Source organism: Sphaerotilus sp. (assembly GCF_041083715.1).
Classification (GTDB): domain Bacteria; phylum Pseudomonadota; class Gammaproteobacteria; order Burkholderiales; family Burkholderiaceae_C; genus Sphaerotilus.
This window is the reverse complement of record NZ_JBFPGY010000158.1, coordinates 1-3084: the sequence shown is the minus strand read 5'-3', so window position 1 is coordinate 3084 and position 3084 is coordinate 1. Positions and strand designations below refer to the sequence as shown.

The following is a 3084-nucleotide window of genomic DNA, read 5'->3' as shown; positions in this document are numbered from 1 at the left end:
TGATGATGGCGAGCTTGCGCCAGCGCCTGCATGCGTGCCACACGCAATCGCTCGCCAATGTCGTGTGGCAGCGATTGGGCGCCAACTTCGAGACGGGCGGTCAAGCGCAACGCGAAGCGTGCCTCCAAGGCATCTGCTTCTGTGGGCAGTAGGGTTCGTGCAGTCGACACGGTGTTCACAGTGAAATTCCCTTGGCTTTGAGTACTTTGGCCAATGCATGCACTGCGCGCGAACAGTGCGTTTTGACACTACCTTCCGAGCAACCCATGGCCGCGGCTGTCTCGGCAACATCCATTTCCTCCCAATAACGCATAAGGAAGGCTTCACGTTGACGAGCTGGCAGCGTCGAGATCGCTTCTTCGATGTGTTGCAAGGTCTGTACCCGTGCAAAGGAACTGTCGGCGCTTTCGGTGTCGCCTGCGGTGGTTTCGGTGGCCAGGTGCTCCAGCAGATCGAAGTCTGCGTCGCCGTCATGTCCTTCGAAATCGGAGAAGTTCTTCAGGACGGCATTGCGTACCTTCTGGTGGCGGAACCAGTCCATCGTCGCGTTCGACAGGATGCGCTGGAACAGCATCGGCCACTCGCTGGTGGGACGATCTCCATACCGCTGAGCCAGTCGGATCATGGAGTCCTGAACAATGTCAAGCGCGGCGTCCTCATCGCGCACCATGTAGACAGTGCGCTTGAAGGCGCGTTTTTCGACACTTTGCAGGAAGTCGGAGAGTTCTTGATCTGCGGCCAAGGAAGTTGCGCCGGGTGGTGCGGCGTGCAGCGTGAGCGGGGAGCCTGGGGCGTTGAGGTCAGCGGCAGCGATTATGGCACCCGCTGCCTTTGCACCGCAGCGCGGCGCAAGAGTGCGATAATCCCGCCTTCGCACGAAGCATGCAATGGTCTGCGCCGCTCGCCCGACCCGGGTGACGGCGTCAATGACCCCCCGGCGCCAATCCCACCTCACAAGGGCGAGGGGAGGTGCACCGATCGATTTTCGTCAGAGAAAACCCGAAAGGTTCATTCACATGGACAACTCCGCTCCCGAGCTGAACGGCTCGGAAATCCTGGTCCGCAGTCTGCAGGCCGAAAACGTCGAATTCATCTGGGGCTATCCCGGTGGTTCGGTGCTCTACATCTACGACGCGCTCTACAAGCAAGAGACGATCCAGCACGTCCTGGTGCGCCATGAGCAGGCAGCCGTGCACGCCGCTGACGGTTACGCACGCGCTACCGGCAAGGTCGGCGTTGCGCTGGTCACGTCCGGCCCCGGTGTCACCAACGCGGTGACTGGCATCGCCACGGCCTACATGGACTCGATCCCGATGGTCGTGATCACTGGCCAGGTGCCTACGCCCGCGATCGGCCTGGATGCGTTCCAGGAGTGCGACACCGTCGGTATCACGCGCCCGATCGTCAAGCACAATTTCCTGGTCAAGGACGTGCGCGACCTGGCCATGACGCTCAAGAAGGCGTTCCACATCGCCCGCACCGGCCGCCCTGGCCCTGTGGTCGTGGACATCCCGAAGGACGTGTCGCTCAAGACCGCGACGTTCCAGTACCCGGAAACAGTCGAGATGCGCTCGTACAACCCGGTGCGCAAGGGCCATGGCGGTCAGATCCGCAAGGCTGTCGCGCTGCTGCTGTCGGCCAAGCGCCCCTACATCTACACCGGCGGCGGCGTGATCCTGGGCAATGCCTCGGCGGAGCTGCGCGAGCTGGTCGACCTGCTGGGCTATCCGGTCACGAACACGCTGATGGGCTTGGGTGCGACGCCATCCACCGATCCGCGCTTCCTCGGCATGCTGGGCATGCACGGCACCTACGAAGCCAACATGACGATGCAGAACTGCGACGTCCTGCTGGCGGTGGGCGCACGCTTCGATGACCGCGTGATCGGCAACCCGAAGCACTTCGCCTCGGTCGAGCGCAAGATCATCCACATCGACATCGACCCGTCGTCGATCTCCAAGCGCGTCAAGGTGGACATCCCCATCGTCGGCGACGTGAAGGACGTGCTGCAGGAGCTGATCACCCAGATCCGCGAGCACCAGCAGCGCGCCGAGCCGGCCGCGATGAACGCCTGGTGGTCGCAGATCAACGAATGGCGCGGTCGCGAGTGTCTGAAGTACAAGAATTCCGACGAGGTCATCAAGCCGCAGTACGTCGTCGAGACCCTGTGGAACCTGACCCGCGGCCGTGACACCTACATCACGTCCGACGTGGGCCAGCACCAGATGTGGGCGGCGCAGTACTTCGGCTTCGACGAGCCGCGCCGCTGGATCAACTCCGGCGGCCTGGGCACGATGGGCGTGGGCCTGCCCTACGCGATGGGCATCAAGCTGGCCAAGCCCGAGTCGGATGTGTTCTGCATCACCGGCGAAGGCTCGATCCAGATGTGCATCCAGGAGTTGTCCACCTGCCAGCAGTACGGCACGGCGGTCAAGGTCATCTCGCTGAACAACCGCTACCTGGGCATGGTGCGGCAGTGGCAGGAACTGGACTACCAGGGCCGCTACTCGCACAGCTACATGGATGCGCTGCCGGACTTCGTGAAGCTCGCCGAGGCCTATGGCCACGTCGGCATCAAGATCGAAAAGCCTTCCGAGGTCGAACCCGCCCTGAAGGAGATGGTCCGCCTGAAGGACCGGACCGTGTTTCTTGACGTGCGCACCGACCGGACGGAAAACGTCTGGCCGATGGTCAAGGCAGGCAAGGGCATCTCCGAGATGCTGCTGGGCTCCGAGGATCTGTGACGCACCGGGGCTCGTCCCTTCCCTTCGACTGATTGTTGACAGGCGCATGAGGTGCCCGGCGGTTACCGCTGCCGGTGCACGGCTCATGGCCAGGAGACCGACATGAAACACATCATTGCCCTGCTGCTGGAGAACGAAGCTGGCGCGTTGTCGCGCGTGGTGGGCCTGTTTTCGGCCCGCGGCTACAACATCGAGAGCCTGACGGTCGCGCCCACCGAGGACGCCTCGCTGTCGCGCATGACCATCGTCACCAGCGGCTCCGACGAGGTCATCGAGCAGATCACCAAGCACCTGAACCGCCTGATCGAGGTGGTCAAGGTGGTGGACCTGACCGAAGGCA

General features: G+C 62.7%; 4 protein-coding genes. 2 read left to right on the top strand and 2 right to left on the bottom strand.

The window, feature by feature from the left end:
- On the bottom strand, nucleotides 1-170 hold a 170-nt coding region (locus AB3X43_RS07245; protein ID WP_369429188.1), incomplete at its 3' end, for a DUF3619 family protein.
- A 5-nt stretch (nucleotides 171-175) separates the two neighbouring features.
- A complete protein-coding gene (locus AB3X43_RS07240) occupies nucleotides 176-742 on the bottom strand; it encodes an RNA polymerase sigma factor (protein ID WP_369429187.1) in 567 nt (188 codons plus the stop codon).
- A gap of 274 nt (nucleotides 743-1016) precedes the next feature.
- Between AB3X43_RS07240 and AB3X43_RS07235 the strand changes: the two genes are divergently transcribed.
- Nucleotides 1017-2744: an acetolactate synthase 3 catalytic subunit gene (locus tag AB3X43_RS07235; RefSeq protein ID WP_369429186.1), complete on the top strand. Its 1728-nt coding sequence runs from the start codon at nucleotides 1017-1019 to the stop codon at nucleotides 2742-2744.
- Nucleotides 2745-2846: 102 nt separating this feature from the next.
- Nucleotides 2847-3084: acetolactate synthase small subunit (ilvN, locus tag AB3X43_RS07230; RefSeq protein WP_369429185.1), on the top strand; the 238-nt coding region annotated here is incomplete at its 3' end.